This is a genomic window from Terribacillus halophilus, assembly GCF_900162685.1.
GTDB lineage: Bacteria > Bacillota > Bacilli > Bacillales > Amphibacillaceae > Terribacillus > Terribacillus halophilus_A.
The window spans coordinates 2,540,347-2,555,189 of record NZ_LT727828.1 but is presented as its reverse complement, the minus strand read 5'-3'; the positions used below and the strand labels follow the sequence as shown (position 1 = coordinate 2,555,189).

12 protein-coding genes and 10 tRNA genes are annotated in these 14,843 nt (G+C 39.9%); 21 read left to right on the top strand and 1 reads right to left on the bottom strand.

The features are described from left to right. Positions 1 to 79 precede the first annotated feature (79 nt). The 16 genes from B1K52_RS17630 to B1K52_RS17555 all read left to right on the top strand — a co-directional run bounded on the left by B1K52_RS17630 (position 80) and on the right by B1K52_RS17555 (position 6,661). Positions 80 to 152: transfer RNA gene (locus B1K52_RS17630), tRNA-Phe, on the top strand. A gap of 38 nt (positions 153 to 190) precedes the next feature. Then, positions 191 to 265: transfer RNA gene (locus tag B1K52_RS17625), tRNA-Met, on the top strand. Between the two features lie 108 nt (positions 266 to 373). Continuing rightward, positions 374 to 450, top strand: a tRNA-Asp gene (locus B1K52_RS17620). Between the two features lie 27 nt (positions 451 to 477). Next, positions 478 to 550, top strand: a tRNA-Phe gene (locus tag B1K52_RS17615). An 8-nt stretch (positions 551 to 558) separates the two neighbouring features. Continuing rightward, a tRNA-Tyr gene (locus tag B1K52_RS17610) sits at positions 559 to 644 on the top strand. A 1-nt stretch (position 645) separates the two neighbouring features. After that, a tRNA-Trp gene (locus tag B1K52_RS17605) sits at positions 646 to 719 on the top strand. Between the two features lie 18 nt (positions 720 to 737). Continuing rightward, positions 738 to 810: transfer RNA gene (locus B1K52_RS17600), tRNA-His, on the top strand. 72 nt (positions 811 to 882) lie between these two features. Then, positions 883 to 957 (top strand) — tRNA-Gly (locus tag B1K52_RS17595). 7 nt (positions 958 to 964) lie between these two features. After that, positions 965 to 1,038 (top strand) — tRNA-Cys (locus tag B1K52_RS17590). A gap of 15 nt (positions 1,039 to 1,053) precedes the next feature. Further along, a tRNA-Leu gene (locus B1K52_RS17585) sits at positions 1,054 to 1,135 on the top strand. 299 nt (positions 1,136 to 1,434) lie between these two features. Beyond that, positions 1,435 to 2,940, top strand: a complete 1,506-nt coding sequence (locus tag B1K52_RS17580; RefSeq protein WP_077310498.1) for a BglG family transcription antiterminator — start codon at positions 1,435 to 1,437, stop codon at positions 2,938 to 2,940. A 22-nt stretch (positions 2,941 to 2,962) separates the two neighbouring features. Beyond that, positions 2,963 to 3,433 (top strand): PTS sugar transporter subunit IIA, encoded by a 471-nt coding sequence (locus B1K52_RS17575; RefSeq protein ID WP_077310654.1) that lies wholly within the window; start codon positions 2,963 to 2,965, stop codon positions 3,431 to 3,433. Positions 3,434 to 3,444: 11 nt separating this feature from the next. Next, positions 3,445 to 3,762, top strand: coding sequence for a PTS fructose transporter subunit IIB (locus B1K52_RS17570; protein ID WP_077310497.1), 318 nt, complete (start codon positions 3,445 to 3,447; stop codon positions 3,760 to 3,762). 14 nt (positions 3,763 to 3,776) lie between these two features. After that, the gene (locus B1K52_RS17565; RefSeq protein WP_077310496.1) at positions 3,777 to 4,868 is read left to right on the top strand and encodes a PTS fructose transporter subunit IIC; all 1,092 of its coding nucleotides are present in this window, start codon (positions 3,777 to 3,779) and stop codon (positions 4,866 to 4,868) included. Between the two features lie 19 nt (positions 4,869 to 4,887). Further along, positions 4,888 to 5,742, top strand: a complete 855-nt coding sequence (locus tag B1K52_RS17560) for a class II fructose-bisphosphate aldolase (protein WP_077310495.1) — start codon at positions 4,888 to 4,890, stop codon at positions 5,740 to 5,742. Between the two features lie 19 nt (positions 5,743 to 5,761). After that, positions 5,762 to 6,661 carry a ketose-bisphosphate aldolase gene (locus B1K52_RS17555; protein WP_077310494.1) on the top strand — a complete coding sequence of 300 codons (900 nt, stop codon included), beginning with the start codon at positions 5,762 to 5,764 and terminating at the stop codon, positions 6,659 to 6,661. A gap of 96 nt (positions 6,662 to 6,757) precedes the next feature. Here the strand turns inward: B1K52_RS17555 and B1K52_RS17550 are convergent, their stop codons facing one another. Next, entirely contained in the window at positions 6,758 to 8,218 is a 1,461-nt protein-coding gene (locus tag B1K52_RS17550; protein WP_077310493.1) for a carbon starvation CstA family protein, read from the bottom strand. 435 nt (positions 8,219 to 8,653) lie between these two features. Between B1K52_RS17550 and B1K52_RS17545 the strand changes: the two genes are divergently transcribed. From B1K52_RS17545 to B1K52_RS17525, 5 genes are all read left to right on the top strand, one after another. After that, positions 8,654 to 9,589: an NADP-dependent oxidoreductase gene (locus B1K52_RS17545; RefSeq protein WP_077310492.1), complete on the top strand. Its 936-nt coding sequence runs from the start codon at positions 8,654 to 8,656 to the stop codon at positions 9,587 to 9,589. A 466-nt stretch (positions 9,590 to 10,055) separates the two neighbouring features. Next, positions 10,056 to 10,760, top strand: coding sequence for a response regulator transcription factor (locus tag B1K52_RS17540; protein WP_077310491.1), 705 nt, complete (start codon positions 10,056 to 10,058; stop codon positions 10,758 to 10,760). Next, on the top strand, positions 10,757 to 11,758 hold the full coding sequence (locus B1K52_RS17535) for a sensor histidine kinase (protein WP_077310490.1): 1,002 nt from the start codon (positions 10,757 to 10,759) through the stop codon (positions 11,756 to 11,758). The genes B1K52_RS17540 and B1K52_RS17535 overlap by 4 nt, the downstream gene beginning before the upstream one ends. A 79-nt stretch (positions 11,759 to 11,837) precedes the next feature. Further along, positions 11,838 to 12,602: an ABC transporter ATP-binding protein gene (locus B1K52_RS17530; protein ID WP_077310489.1), complete on the top strand. Its 765-nt coding sequence runs from the start codon at positions 11,838 to 11,840 to the stop codon at positions 12,600 to 12,602. Beyond that, positions 12,577 to 14,466, top strand: a complete 1,890-nt coding sequence (locus B1K52_RS17525; RefSeq protein ID WP_077310488.1) for an ABC transporter permease — start codon at positions 12,577 to 12,579, stop codon at positions 14,464 to 14,466. Before B1K52_RS17530 ends, B1K52_RS17525 begins: the two co-directional genes overlap by 26 nt. Positions 14,467 to 14,843: the final 377 nt, after the last annotated feature.

Genomic DNA, 14,843 nt, shown 5'->3' with positions numbered 1-14,843 from the left:
TGCCTGCCTGTCACGCAGGAGGTCGCGGGTTCGAGTCCCGTCCGGACCGCCACTTATACAACATGTATATATTACATATGGCTCGGTAGCTCAGTCGGTAGAGCAACGGACTGAAAATCCGTGTGTCGGCGGTTCGATTCCGTCCCGAGCCACTCTAATCNTCAACTTCATATCTATTACCTTTTATTATCGCGGGGTGGAGCAGGGGTAGCTCGTCGGGCTCATAACCCGAAGGTCGCAGGTTCAAATCCTGCCCCCGCAACCATATAGTTCACTTTCTACGTCGAATTGCTTCTTGGCTAGTGAACAATGGAAGTACTCGAAGAGTGCAACCATAATTTCACTCCAAAGTGAAATTGATAATCTATTAAGTGGTCCGGTAGTTCAGTTGGTTAGAATGCCTGCCTGTCACGCAGGAGGTCGCGGGTTCGAGTCCCGTCCGGACCGCCACTTATACAACATGTATATCTTATGTATGGCTCGGTAGCTCAGTCGGTAGAGCAACGGACTGAAAATCCGTGTGTCGGCGGTTCGATTCCGTCCCGAGCCACTCTAATCGGAGGGATAGCGAAGTTGGCCAAACGCGGCGGACTGTAAATCCGCTCCCATCGGGTTCGTAGGTTCGAGTCCTACTCCCTCCACCATAGGGGTATAGTTCAATGGTAGAACAACGGTCTCCAAAACCGTCGATGTGGGTTCAACTCCTACTACCCCTGCCATTTTATTTTAATTCTATGGCGGTCGTGGCGAAGTGGTTAACGCACCGGATTGTGGCTCCGGCATTCGTGGGTTCAATCCCCATCGATCGCCCTCTATATAGCTTTAGGCTATAGCCAAGAAACAGGTAAGGATTCCTTTAGGAATCCGACGCCTATATCTTATGCGGAAGTAGTTCAGTGGTAGAACATCACCTTGCCAAGGTGGGGGTCGCGGGTTCGAATCCCGTCTTCCGCTCCATAATATTGGCGGCATAGCCAAGTGGTAAGGCAAAGGTCTGCAACACCTTGATCACCGGTTCAAATCCGGTTGCCGCCTCCATTGACTTTTCAACATGCCGGTGTGGCGGAATTGGCAGACGCGCACGACTCAAAATCGTGTTCCGTAAGGAGTGCCGGTTCGACCCCGGCCACCGGTATCATTAGGCAGCACAAAGCTGTCAAAAAAGACTCTAACGTAAAGTTAGGGTCTTTTTTTCGTTGAAATGATAATTAGTTTAAGAGGTTCAACTGGTAACTACTACTTTAAATGTATGTGTGTATTGTTTACTGGAGTGTTTAAATACTATGCAGCTTTCCTTTTATATTGTAATCCTAACCCTAATCCAAGAAACCCACACCAATACGGACATAAAATCTCAACCTTTTTTGTAATTGTGTATGCGCTTTCATGTTGATAAAATAAGAGCACGCCAGGGAGAAATGAGGTGAGAACTTCATGAGTAACCGCAAGAGTGAAATCATTGAAATTCTGCGAAAGGAGTGTCGATATGTAACAGCTTCGGAGTTGGCTACTAAGCTGTGTGTATCAACAAAAACAATTTACCGGGATATACAGGAGCTGTCAGAAAAGTATTCTTCTGATTACAGAATCAGAAAAAAAGAGAATGCCGGATACTTTCTTGATGAGATTATGGAGAGTAAGGGAAGTGATTATGCTCAGTTTGGAAATCCTGAGGAAAGACGTCTGAATTTAGTACTATTCCTTCTCTCCATTACGCCTTGTAAAACGTCTATTCAGAAATTATCAGATCGATATTATGTTAGTCAAAGCTCCATCATAAATGACTTTAAGCACATTGAAGCTACAATTAGACCATACAATTTACACTTAAAGCGAGAAAAAGATGGGACTTATCTTAACGGAGATCAACTAGCTGTTTATCGTCTGATGTCAGTTATTATTGAAAGCTATTTAAAATATGTAGGAGACCCGTTCAATCAATATGATATCCCTGATTGTATAAAGAATATAAAAGTTATAAATGCTAATTTGAGTAAAATAAAAGAGATTTTGCATGAAATACATGTAGAACACGACCTTGTATTAGATCAGCCTTACTATTTAACCTTATTTTGTTCATTGCTTACTATTATAGAAAAACAGACTATTAATCCATATGCAGAGAATGGAGATAAGAAGACTTATGAAGAAATAGATGAGGATTCGGTCATTTATGAGATTACGAGGAACATTGCCACTAAACTTGAATTAGCACATTCAATCGAGTTACGAAGATCTGAGTTTTATCATCTTTATTATGTGCTGAAGGCTTATAGACTTAATTCCCACTTTCTATTAAATCTAGACAACGAAAATGTCATAAGTAAAAAGGTTGAGAACTTGGCACGACAGCTTATTTTAAACGTAACTCAGGACAGTGGGATTCAATTTATTGATGATGAAGAATTGATGGAACGACTAACACTGCATCTTCACAGTATGGTTTATCGATTAGACCATCAGATTTACATCATAAACCCAATATTAAAGTCCATTCATTCAAATTTTGCTAATATATACAACTTGGTTAAACGCAGTGCAAAAAAAATAGTTAAAGACAAGATTTATGATAAGGAATGGACAGATGAAGAAATTGGCTATATTACGCTTTACTTTCAAATTTCCTACGATGAACGATTTACACATAAGATTCCAATACTCATTGAATGCAGAAGCGGCAGCTGTACTTCGCATCTCTTAAGCGGAAAAATTAAGAGTAGTTTTCCGAATATTCTAGTAAAAAAGATTATTGGTCAGCAACAAATCAAACAAAGTGACTATGAGGACATAGAACTTGTAATATCAACAGTGAAGACACAAAGTACAGTCGATAAACCGACGATTCTAGTAAGTCCTATTCTAAATAATGAGGATAAATACAGGATTAATCAATTTATAAGAGATTATTACAAGAAACAGGGAATGCTATCTCATTCTTAAATAGGAGGTTATAGACTTGGATATCAACATGGAAGAACTAGATTTTAGTAAGGTCGTATCAGAAGATCTTATTGAATTGGAACTGCAGGCAACAACAAAGATAGAAGCCATAGAAGAATTAACTAATTTACTTTTTGTAAACGGTTGCATAAGTGATGAAGAAGGCTTTATTAAGGATGTGATGTACCGGGAAGGTGAGGGAGTGACTGGCCTGGAAAAAGGTGTCGCCATTCCTCACGGAAAGTCCGATTATGTTTTAAAAACATCTATAGCCGTTGGAAGAACACAAGAATATTTGGAATGGGAATCGATGGATGGAAATCCTATTAATATTATCATCCTATTCGCTGTAAAGAACGCAGATTCAACAACTACACACATTAAGTTAATTCAAAGAGTAGCCGTATTATTATCTGATGAAAGAGTAGTTGAACAGTTTCAAACACTTCAAACCAAAAAATCATTTCTACATTTATTATCCCAAAACCACTAGGAGGGTTTTATATGAATATTGTTGGAATCTCTGCCTGTACGTCTGGAATAGCCCATACGTATATTGCGAAGGAAAAATTAATTAAAGCAGGTCATGAATTTGGCCATAAGGTTCGCATTGAAACGCAAGGAACGATTGGCGTTGAGGATGAGCTAACAAAAGAGGAGATTGCAGCAGCAGATCTGGTCATTATTGCTGCGGATATTAAAGTAGGGGGAAAAGAACGTTTTAAAGGGAAGAAGATTGTTGAAATTCCAACCAACATTGCAATCAAGGCACCAAAGCAACTCTATAAAAAGATTGAGGCCGAGTTAAACGCCAAACAATAAGGGAGGGCAGCTATATGTTAAAAAAACTTCAGATTAAGAAGCATGCTTTAACCGCTATATCCTTTATGCTGCCGCTTGTTGTCGCCTCTGGACTTTTAATTGCAATTGGAAATTTAACTGGTGGAACGGTTATTGAGAACTATCAGGATGCTTATTCCATCCCCTCAGCACTTGTATCATTAGGTGTACTTGGTATGGGCTTACTTGCTCCCGTTATTTCAGGAGCTATTGCCTACTCTATCGCTGATCGGCCAGGGATAGCACCTGGCCTTTTAATGGGGCTCATTGCGAACGCAATTGGGGCTGGATTTTTAGGAGGTATGCTAGGCGGATTTATCGTAGGTTTCTTTGTTTTATTCCTTAAAAAGCATTTAAAGGTTCCGAAATGGGCAGAGGGCTTAATGCCGATGATGATTATACCTCTCGTATCTAGTGTTGTTATTGGATTATTGATGTTCTTTATTCTTGGTGTTCCAATTGTTTGGGCAACAGACGGATTAACTTCCTTCTTAACAAGTATGCAGGGGTCCATGAAATTTGTTTTCGGTGCTATTTTAGGAGGAATGGCTGCATTCGATTTTGGCGGTCCAGTCAACAAAACGGCCTCCCTGTTTGCAGATGGTCTTTTACTAGAAGGAATTTATCAGCCGGAAGCAGTTAAAATTTTAGCCTCTATGGTACCACCATTTGGTGTTGCGTTTTCCTGGGTTTTGTCAAAAGCGCTGCGTAAAAAACGCTACACAAAGATGGAAGAGGATAATATTAAAATCGCTTTCCCAATGGGAGTTTGTATGATCACGGAAGGAGTCATCCCAATTGCCGCTGTGGATATCATTAGAGTGGTTGTCTCTTGTACCACTGGTGCAGCAATCGGCGGCGGGTTATCTATGTTATGGAATGTCGGTTCACCTGTACCGTCTGGAGGTCTATTTATCGTGCCAGCCATGACCAATCCATTTTTATTTCTTCTAGCTCTTCTGATTGGATCTGTGATTACAGGTGTCATGTTGTTTCTTTGGAAGAAAGAACCTGCTAAAGAATTCACAGAGGATACGTCAGATGATGAAGAAGAGATAGATCTCTCAGATGTAAAAATAACCATCTAACAGATTGGATGCGAGAAATATGTATGTATCTATGAAAGGGATGCTTGATCGGGCAAATAAGGGTAAGTATGCGGTTATGGCAATAAATTGCTTTAATTTAGAGACAGCTAAGGCAGTAATTGATGCAGCGCAGGAATTAAGAGCTCCGATTATCGTTGATTTACTGCAGGAGCATTTAATGGAACACTTAGGCAGCAAACTGTTAACACAGCCAATTATTGAAATGGCAAATGCATCGAGTGTTGAGGTAGCGATAAATCTTGATCATGGTCAGGATATTGGTTTTGTTAAAAGATGTTTAAAAGATGGATTTTCCAGTGTCATGATGGATGCTTCCGCCTATCCCATTGAGAAAAACATTGAGATAACCCGTAATATGGTAGCATTCGCCCAAACTTACGATGCCAGTGTAGAAGGAGAAATAGGGAGTATCGGCTCCATTTCCGGTAATCAAATGACTAATAATGACATGTACACCCAACCTGATATAGCCATTGATTTTGCATTAAAAACAGGCATAGATGCGTTAGCTATCTCTTATGGATCAAGTCATGGGAACTACCAGGAAGGATTTGTGCCTGAATTTCGATTTGATATTGTTGAAAAGATTAAACAGGCGACAAACATACCATTGGTTTTACACGGGGGATCAGGCTGCGGAGAAGAAAATATTAGAAGATCAATTGAGCTTGGAATTAATAAAATTAATGTCGGCTCAGATTTTATGAATGCTCAATGCCAACGTTTAAAGAGAGATTTAAAAGCAAATCCAGAGCTGAGTTATTTTGACTTAATACACCGTACAGTATCAGCGGGAAAAGAATTAGTGAAATATTATATTCGGCTATCCCAATCTGTAAACAAATCTATATAAGAAGCGGAGAGATAAGATTATGTTAGTAAATATGAAACAACTATTAGAAGTGGCAAAGGAACATACATTTGCAGTAGGTGCTTTCAATGTGGCAGATAGTAATTTTCTAAGAGTCGTAGTAGAAGAAGCGGAGAGAAATAATTCACCAGCCATTATTGCTGTACATCCAACAGAATTAGAGTTTACAAAGGATGATTTCTTTAGTTATGTATTAAGCCGAATAAAAAACAGCCATGTGCCCTTTGTTCTCCATATGGACCACGGCGGCAGTCTAGCTGATATTATGAGGGCTATACGAGTCGGCTTTAGCTCTGTCATGATAGACGGTTCCATATTGCCACTGGAAGAGAATATTAAGCTAACAAAGGAAATTGTCGATATCTGCCGTCCGTTGGGTGTATCAGTAGAAGGTGAATTAGGAACGATTGGGACTACTGGAACATCCGTAGAAGGAGGAGTGTCTGAAGTTATCTACACAAGACCTGAAGATGCAAGAGAATTTGTGGAAAGCACGGGAGTGGACACATTAGCTGTTGCAATTGGCACATGCCATGGCATCTATCCGAAAGATATGGAACCAAAACTCAGGATGGATATCCTGCAGGCCATTAAACAGGAGGTCAATATTCCACTCGTTCTCCATGGTGGCTCCGCAAATCCAGATGAAGAGATTGCTGAAGCTGTGGGAATTGGTATCCAAAAGGTAAATATTTCATCAGATTATAAATTTGCTTTCTACAAAAAGTGCCGTGAAATTTTATCAACCACGCAGCTCTGGGATCCAAACGCAATTTATCCAGAGTGTATTGATGCAGCAAAAGAGGTTGTTAGATACAAAATGAACCTGTTTAATTCTCACGGAAAAGCAGATTTGTATCACAAAGAAAAGGTTTTTGCTTGGAGAAGTGAAGTCTTGTAAGAGGAGAAGTTTATAAGATGTAAATTAGATTTGGAGTATCTTAATTTATCAGAAGAAAAGGAGTTAGGTAATTAGGCTCACCTAACTCCTTTTTGATTAATTTATTTTTTCAGCTTTACGAAGAGGAGGTACTTCCATATCGACAGCCAAGTTTTCTTTTCTATTTTTGCTTCCTTTCCAGAAGAACAAAGCAGTGATGATGGTTGTCATGATAATTCCACCTGTATGTGCTGCTTGATAGGATAAGCCAAAACCAAGATTACTATCGTATAGAATGTAAGTTAACACCATATCGGTAATGAATATTGCTGGGAGTAGTGCAATGAAGTAATTTTTCTTTTTCACAAACAGATACATCGTGCCGATCCAAAGAGCAAGTGCTGCGGTTCCTTGGTTGGCAAATGAGAAGTAGCGCCATAGAATATTAAAATCAATAGTTGTTAACCAGTAGGAAACCAGAAACATAGGAATTGCGATTGCTAACCGTTTTGCCATTTTGGTCTGGCTCATATTGATATAATCGGCAATAATATTACGTGCTGCTCGGAACGCAGTATCGCCAGAGGTGATTGGTAACACTACTGCACCAAGAACGGCTATGGTACCGCCAACTGCTCCTAGTAAGGTCATGGAGACTTCATTCACAACGAGGGAAGCTGTACCCTCATTTATTAATCCTTGAAGACTTTGACCATCAAATATAGTCATTGCGGCTGCTGCCCAAATCATCGCAATAATACCTTCGGCGATCATCATGCCGTAGAAAATATAACGGCCTTGTTTTTCATTTTGAGTTGTTCTTGAAATGAGCGGTGATTGTGTTGCATGAAACCCTGATAAAGCACCACAAGTAATAGTTAAGAATAGTATTGGGAAGATCGGTAAGTCTGCCGGGTGCATATTCGTTAATGATAATTCTGGAATCGTATAGCCTTTAATTAATAACGCTGCACCTACACCAAGTGTACCAAGAAGTAATAAAGCCCCAAGGAACGGATAGATGCGGCCAATAATCTTATCAATTGGGAGAATGGTAGACAAAATATAATAAGCAAAGATAACAAATATAATAGCTATTAAAGCAACTCTGCCATCAATTAAATTATGCAATAAAGTCGCTGGTGTTGTAACAAACACGGTACCAACCAGCAATAAAAGCAGTAAAGCAAAAACGTTCACTAAATGGCGGGAAACTTTGCCTAGAAACTTTCCAGCAAGTTCCGGAATATGAGCTCCTCGATTACGAATGGAGATCATACCAGTTAAGTAATCATGTACCGCTCCAGCGAAGATAGAACCAAGTACAATCCATAAGAATGCTGCAGGACCATACAATGCGCCCATAATTGGACCAAAGATAGGGCCGGTACCGGCTATATTTAATAATTGGATTAGTGCGTTTTTCTGTTTGTTCATTGGTACATAATCGACACCGTCCTTATTAGCATATGCTGGTGTCTGTCGTTGATCATTCGGTCCAAATACCTTCTCAACGTACTTTCCATACGTGAAGTATGCTGCAACCAATGCTAGTATCGCAACAAAAAAAGTAATCATATTCGTTCCCCTCCATCATTACATTTGTAAACGTTTTCATTATTATATTACAAAAGACATTTAAAAATCCAGTTATTTTTAGCATCGATTATTTAGATGCATTGAAAAGCAATCACTTTTCTGCAGAAGGACGAACTTAAGGAGAAATAGGTTGGTACGTGCTATTGAAGTTACAGAGATTTTAGCTGAACAAGCAGAATTTTTCGGTTCCTTAAGATGTAAGGATCCGTTTTTCTATGTTGTGAATTAGCTCCTTCTAAGCACTTTAGTTTAATTTCAAGTTGTATAAAGCTAAACTAATAGTTGTGTTTAATATATACACAGTATAGATAAACGTAAATTAGATTTTTAGGAAGCTCTGACAGAAGGAATGACTTTTTAGGAAGCAACTAATACTAAATCTTGCAGATATATTCTGAAAAGGGAGTGCTATTCATGCGTGCAATTATTATCAATGAATACGGCAGTAAAGATGTGTTGAAAGAGCAAGAGCTGCCGAAACCAGAACTAAAGGCAAACCAAGTACTTGTGGAGGTTTATGCTACTTCTATTAATCCGATTGATTGGAAGCTTCGTGCAGGGTACTTGAAGCAGATGCTTGATTGGTCATTCCCTATTATCCTTGGCTGGGATGTAGCTGGTAAAATCGTTGATGTTGGGAATGAAGTGAAGAATTATCAGGTTGGGGATGAAGTCTTTGCGCGACCGGATACTACCCGTGAAGGTACTTATGCGGAATTTACGGCTGTCGATGAAGAATTGCTGGCGAAAAAGCCTAGCAACCTGACATTTGAAGAAGCTGCCTCTATTCCATTAGCAGGGTTAACCGCTTGGCAGTGTTTAGTGGATAATACAAAAGTTAAGCAAGGAGATAAAGTACTTATCCAAGCTGGTGCTGGCGGTGTAGGAAGCTTAGCCATTCAAATGGCAAAACATTTGGGTGCTTATGTTGCTACAACTGCAAGTGAAAAAAATGAAGCATATGTCAAAGAGCTAGGTGCAGATGAATTCATTAATTACCGCACACAACAGTTTGAAGAAGAATTAAGTGATTATGATGCAGTTGTTGACACAATGGGCGGAGACATTCTAGATAAAAGCTTCCAAATATTAAAGCCTGGCGGCAGACTGGTGACGATTGCCGGACAACCTGATGAAGGTTTAGCAGAAAAGCATCAAGTAACAGCAAGCTCCTATTGGTTAACACCAAATGGCAACCAGTTAGCTGAGTTAGGGGAATTACTTGAAAAAGGTATACTCAAGCCTCAAGTAGGCAGTGTATATGGATTTTCAGCGGAAGATCTACAAAAAGCACATGAATTAAGTGAGACACATCATGCCAAAGGGAAAATTGTGATTAAAGTAAAATAATCGGTGTAACGCCGTAATTTCTCTAAGCTGTTCACGCAAGGCTCTAACGTAAAGTTAGGGTCTTTTTTATGCTGTCAATCTTGTTTCAAAGGTTTGATGGCCGAATCACTGATAGAGTAGCTAGTAATCTAAGAAATCTCTTTGTGTGGGCATCAAGATGAGCTCTTTCTTTACTCGGGGTTAAAATGCCAACTTCTGGAGAAGCTGAGATCAAAAGTACTTGCTGGCAGGAGGCAACAACATTGAAAAATCTCCCTACTAAAAAAGATAGATATAAGAATTCTTAAACTGATAATTCGGGAAATGAAGGCTTTTACGAGTTAAGAATTTATACAAACCTTCTTGAAATGGATTCTAACAAAGCGTTAGAGTCCATTTTGTTATTGGGTACAGATACGATTTCACTGAAATAACAATCCAATGGTAAGATGATAGTGAAATCATTCAAGCTGGAGGACATAAAGATATGAAAAAAATTATGATCATTGAAGATGACATGAAAATTGCGGAACATTTATGTTCCCATATTGAAAAATACGGATATGAAGTAATGATTGCATCAGATTTTGAAAATATAATGGCTGCTTTTTTAAATGTACTGCCAAATTTGGTATTGCTGGATATTAATCTGCCAAGTTATGACGGGTATTATTGGTGCAGACAAATTAGACAAGCGTCCATCTGCCCGGTTATTTTCATTTCGGCTCGGACTGGTGAGATGGATCAAGTAATGGCAATAGAAAATGGTGGAGATGACTTTATTACAAAACCATTCCACCCGGATATTGTAATGGCCAAAATAAGAAGTCAAATGCGGCGGGCATATGGAGAGTATGCAGCGAAGAATGAGGAGAGAGTGCTTATCCAAGATGGTTTACACTTCTATCCGGAGCGATTAGAACTTCGATTCGGCAACCATTCAACGCAGCTAACGAAGAAAGAAACCGATATTATTGAAAGTTTGCTGGAGCGTTACCCTCGTGTTGCTGGCCGGCAGGATTTGCTGGCAAAGCTATGGGATGACCAAGCCTATGTTGATGAGAATACGTTAAATGTGAATGTCGCGCGTGTGCGCAATAAGTTCCAAGAAATCGGTATTGAAGATGCGGTGGAAACAGTCAGAGGAGCAGGGTATCGATTACGCATTACATGGAAAGAGGAGAAAGCATGAAGCTATTTCTTCGAGAGCATGTGCTGCTCATTGTAGTCCAGCTTTGCCAATGTGTGATGGTTCCGGCACTATTTTGGTTAGACGGCTATCGGGATGTAGGCGTAAGCATGTACGCTTTCTTTCTGACGTTATTACTTGTAACAGCATTTCTAATTTATCGGTATCTGAGCAGAAGAGGCTTTTATAAAAGGCTGCAAAATCCATTAGCCACACTCGATGGTTCTTTAGAAACGACGGAGCGAGCGCCGATTTCTGAAGCATTAGATCAATTGCTTACTTCCCAGTACCGTCTATATCAGGAGGAGCTCCGAAGAGGAGAAGAAAGGCAGGAGGAGCATGTGTTATTCATGGATCGCTGGGTTCATCAAATGAAGACGCCGCTCTCTGTTATTGAACTGTCGGCGCAAACATTAGATGAACCAGAATCGTCCAGTATCCGGGAAGAAACAGACCGCATGCGGGATGGCTTGAATACGGTGCTTTATTTAGCCAGACTCCGCACCATTACAGAAGATTTTCATATTAAGCCAGTCGCCCTTTCGAAGCTAATCCATGAAGTGAATAAGGAAAACAAACGGTACTATATCCGCAATGAAGTGTATCCGCAGCTGAAAGAAGAAAGTTCAGGAACTATGGCAGAGACTGACGAGAAGTGGCTGTTTTTCATGCTGTCACAGCTTGTGCATAATGCGGTGAAATACTCTGCTGGTAAATCCAATCATATTCTGCTGTCTCTTTACGAGAGGTCCGGCGAGCTGGTAGTGGAAGTAAAGGACTTTGGAATTGGGATTCCTATTGTTGATCGAAAACGTATCTTTAACAAATTCTATACCGGAGAGAATGGGCGTAAATATCGGGAGTCGACAGGTATGGGGTTGTATTTGGTTAAAGAGGTTGCGGATATTCTGGAGCATCGTCTTGAAATGGAATCAGTTGTCGGAGAAGGCACCACCTTCCGCATCATTTTCTCTAAAACGCAGAACCTTACAAGGATGTAAGGTTCATGAAAGCATAATCGATAGTGCGAAGTATAGCAGGAGAGATATGCTAGGAGCGTAATAGAGAGGAGAATGAATGATGCTTAATCTTAAAAAAGTAAGTAAGGTTTACGAAGGTAAAATAGCGTATCGTGCCCTGACGGATATTAACTTAGAGGTAGAAAAAGGCGAATTTGTTGCCATTATGGGACCATCTGGAAGCGGAAAAACGACGCTGCTGAATATTATTTCCACAAACGATGCCCCCACGACTGGACAAGTAGAATTGGAAGGGAACAACCCGCATCAGCTGAAGAAAAATGCTTTGGCTAAATTTCGCCGTAACGAACTAGGGTTTATTTTCCAGGATTTTAACTTATTGCATACACTAACTGTTCAAGAAAATATTGTGCTGCCGCTAACATTAGACGGAGCTCGCGTAGGCGATATGCAGCAAAAGGCGCAAGCTATTGCAGAGAGCCTTGGTATAGATAGCATTATGAACAAACGCACTTATGAGATTTCCGGTGGACAGGCGCAGCGCGTAGCAATTGCTCGGGCGATGATTCATGAGCCGAAACTGCTGTTAGCCGATGAGCCAACAGGTAACTTAGATTCAAAAGCATCAAAAGATGTTATGAAAATGCTCGTATCTATTAATGAAAACAATAAAACAAGCTTGTTAATGGTAACGCATGACCCGCAAGCAGCCAGTTATTCGGATCGCGTTGTGTTTATCCGGGATGGGAAACTTCATTCCGAAATTCATCACGGAGAGAGCAGGCAGGCATTCTTCCAGAAAATCATTGATATGCTGTCACTGATGGGGGGAGACGGCAATGACTTTTCGTCAGTTCGCGTTTAGGAACGTATTACGCAACAAACGACTGTATATTGCTTACTTCCTCAGCAGTATGTTTACGGTAATGGTATTCTTCACTTTTGCAATCTTTGCATTCCATCCAGCATTTTCGGATGGTTCTATTAATAAGAATGCGCTGATAGGAATGGCTGCTTCTGGCGGAATCATTTATGTGTTTTCTTTCTTCTTTATTCTCTATTCAATGAGCTCGTTTATTCAATCGAGAAAGAAAGAATTTGGTTTGTTAATTAATCTTGGTGCGTCTAACAAGCAAATTCGGCTTATGGTATTTTTGGAGAACATCTTAATTGGGTTCTTTTCGACAATTAGCGGCATTTTAGCTGGTTTGGTTTTTGCAAAGGCGATTCTTTTAATTGCGGAGAATGTACTAATCATTGATGAATCGCTTGATTTTTATTTTCCTATTCTTGCAATTGCGGTGACATTTGTCAGCTTTATCCTTCTGTTTTTCTGTATCTCAATTTTTGTTGCATTCATTCTGCGCACAAATAAATTGGTAGACTTGATAAAAGGTGATAAGCAATCCAAAGGAGAACCCAAAGCGTCTGTAATTTTATCAATTTTTGCAGCTTTACTGTTAGTTACTGGATATGGTATCGCTGTAACAGTTAAAGGTGTTGCAGTTGTGTTTGCGATGATACCAGTTATAGTCATTGTTACACTGGGAACATATATTTTATTTACACAATTGAGTGTGTATTGCATCCGTCTTTTGAAAAATAACAAATCGATTTTCTGGCGCAAAACAAATATGTTATTTTTCTCTGATTTATCTTTCCGGATGAAGGATAATGCCAGAACCTTCTTTATGGTGGCGATTATATCAACGGTCGCATTTAGTGCGATTGGAGCACTATATGGATTTCAGTCTTATCTCACTAAAGGGATAAAGGATATAAATCCATACACTTATACGTATAGTCCTTTTTTGGATGATAACAAAGAAGTGGTTGATAACGATTTGCAACGAGTTAATGCTATTTTGGAAGCAGAAAACATAGACGCCAAAATGGAAGCGGCAGAGCTTAGCTATTTTGACACAGCAGGAGATTTTACTGTGTTAATCGTGAATGCATCGGATTACAATCGTTTTGCTGCTTTAATTGATGAAAAGGAACTCCATCCTGAGGATGACGAGGCAATCATAATCGAGCAGAGTGATGCGATGATGACGCAGCAAAAAGCTAGTGAAGTGCTGATGCAATCGAGCATCCAATTAGAAGATGGACAGGAGATCCAACCAAGAAGTGTTAGTAAATCTGCAGTATTAGCTGAAGTGAATGGCTACTATGTAGTAAATGACGATGTTTATGAACAGCTCGCATCACCAGTTAGAACGGAAGAAAATGCGGTATGGCAAGTAAATGAAGCAAATAAAGAGAAAGTGATAGAGGCGGGGAAAAAGTTACAGGAACAAGTAGAGCATAAGGTGTTTTCTGTTGATTACTCACTCTATGAAATCAATAAAGCATATGGACCGATTCTATTTATTGGATTGTTTATTGGCATTGTGTTCTTTGTCTCGGCTGGAAGCTTTCTTTATTTCCGACTTTTTATGGATATAGAGGAAGAGAAGCGCAAGTTCCGCTCGATTGCCAAGATTGGACTAACGCAGTCTGAGTTGAAGAAGGTCGTTACGCGACAGATTGCAATTTTGTTTTTCTCGCCAATTGTGGTCGCGCTTATCCATGGTGCGGTAGCGCTAACGGCATTATCACGTTTGTTTAATTACAATTTAACAGCAGAAGCTGGCCTTGTATTGGGATGCTTCGCATTGATCCAAGTTATTTACTTTTTGATTGTGCGGTTCTTCTACGTGAAACAAGTTGAAAAAATGATACTTTAGGAAAGACTTCTCGTTAAATCGCAGCGCTTATTGCGTAGTAAGTGAACCTGAGAGCTGCTGGTATATTGTATCCAGCAGCTTTTTCTATTGCATGTAGGCGCCAATTAGCAGAACGGAGAAAAAGAAGGAGCAGGAACTTTCAACTTAATATGTGGCGAGGAGCGGTTTTCCAGGATTGCTTGAATGTTCGGGGAGCAGCAGCGGTCAGTGCAGACGTGTGCAGTTACAAGCATGCTTAGGGAGAGTGTTGCCAGATTTAATACTTATATAAAAAAGTGTTGCGTATTTTAGAAGTGCAGTATATTATAGTTAAGGTTGTTATATAAAGACTTTGTTAAGTCAGTTGATATAGCCAAATGAACATCTTGCGAAAAAAA

What these genes read in the sequence shown, in the direction of transcription:
- B1K52_RS17580 (WP_077310498.1), top strand. Translation starts at nt 1,435, where the DNA reads ATGAGTAACCGCAAGAGTGAAATCATTGAAATTCTGCGAAAGGAGTGT.
- B1K52_RS17570 (WP_077310497.1), top strand. Translation starts at nt 3,445, where the DNA reads ATGAATATTGTTGGAATCTCTGCCTGTACGTCTGGAATAGCCCATACG.
- B1K52_RS17565 (WP_077310496.1), top strand. Translation starts at nt 3,777, where the DNA reads ATGTTAAAAAAACTTCAGATTAAGAAGCATGCTTTAACCGCTATATCC.
- B1K52_RS17560 (WP_077310495.1), top strand. Translation starts at nt 4,888, where the DNA reads ATGTATGTATCTATGAAAGGGATGCTTGATCGGGCAAATAAGGGTAAG.
- B1K52_RS17555 (WP_077310494.1), top strand. Translation starts at nt 5,762, where the DNA reads ATGTTAGTAAATATGAAACAACTATTAGAAGTGGCAAAGGAACATACA.
- B1K52_RS17550 (WP_077310493.1), bottom strand. Translation starts at nt 8,218, where the DNA reads ATGATTACTTTTTTTGTTGCGATACTAGCATTGGTTGCAGCATACTTC.
- B1K52_RS17545 (WP_077310492.1), top strand. Translation starts at nt 8,654, where the DNA reads ATGCGTGCAATTATTATCAATGAATACGGCAGTAAAGATGTGTTGAAA.
- B1K52_RS17540 (WP_077310491.1), top strand. Translation starts at nt 10,056, where the DNA reads ATGAAAAAAATTATGATCATTGAAGATGACATGAAAATTGCGGAACAT.
- B1K52_RS17535 (WP_077310490.1), top strand. Translation starts at nt 10,757, where the DNA reads ATGAAGCTATTTCTTCGAGAGCATGTGCTGCTCATTGTAGTCCAGCTT.
- B1K52_RS17530 (WP_077310489.1), top strand. Translation starts at nt 11,838, where the DNA reads ATGCTTAATCTTAAAAAAGTAAGTAAGGTTTACGAAGGTAAAATAGCG.
- B1K52_RS17525 (WP_077310488.1), top strand. Translation starts at nt 12,577, where the DNA reads ATGACTTTTCGTCAGTTCGCGTTTAGGAACGTATTACGCAACAAACGA.